Genomic DNA, 801 nt, shown 5'->3' on the forward strand with positions numbered 1-801 from the left:
GGCGACCGCGGTGGCGACCTGGGCGATCGAGCGCACCTGACCGGTCAGGTTGCCCGCCATGAAGTTCACCGAGTACGTCAGGTCGCGCCACACGCCGCCGAGGCCCAGGACCTGCGCCTGGCCGCCGAGGATGCCGTCGGTGCCCACCTCGCGGGCGACGCGGGTCACCTCGGACGCGAAGGCCGACAGCTGGTCGACCATGGTGTTGACGGTGTTCTTCAGCTCGAGGATCTCGCCGCGGGCGTCGACGTCGATCTTCTTGGACAGGTCGCCGCGGGCGACCGCCGTGGTCACGTCGGCGATGTTGCGGACCTGGCCGGTCAGGTTGCCGGCCATGAAGTTCACGGAGTCGGTGAGGTCGAGCCACACGCCCGCGACACCGGGCACGACGCGGGCCTGTCCGCCCAGCCGGCCCTCGCTGCCGACCTCGCGGGCGACGCGGGTGACTTCGGAGGCGAAGGCCGACAGCTGGTCGACCATCGTGTTGACGGTGTTCTTCAGCTCCAGCATCTCGCCGGAGACGTCGACGGTGATCTTCTGCGACAGGTCGCCGCGCGCGACGGCGGTGGAGACCTGCGCGATGTTGCGGACCTGGCCGGTCAGGTTGCCGGCCATCGAGTTCACCGAGTCGGTGAGGTCCTTCCACGTTCCGGCGACGCCCGGCACCTGCGCCTGGCCGCCGAGGCGGCCCTCGGTGCCCACCTCGCGCGCGACACGGGTCACCTCGCCGGCGAACCCGGAGAGCTGGTCGACCATCGTGTTGACGGTGTTCTTCAGCTCCAGCATCTCGCCGGAGACGTC

Annotated in this window: 1 protein-coding gene; it reads right to left on the minus strand. The window is 70.3% G+C overall.

What is annotated here, in order from left to right:
* Positions 1–801, minus strand: an 801-nt coding sequence (locus tag QI554_RS40350; RefSeq protein ID WP_281477783.1) for a HAMP domain-containing protein, incomplete at both ends; no start/stop codon positions are given.

The sequence above is a fragment of the Yinghuangia seranimata genome, assembly GCF_029953285.1.
Classification (GTDB): Bacteria; Actinomycetota; Actinomycetes; order Streptomycetales; family Streptomycetaceae; genus Yinghuangia; species Yinghuangia seranimata.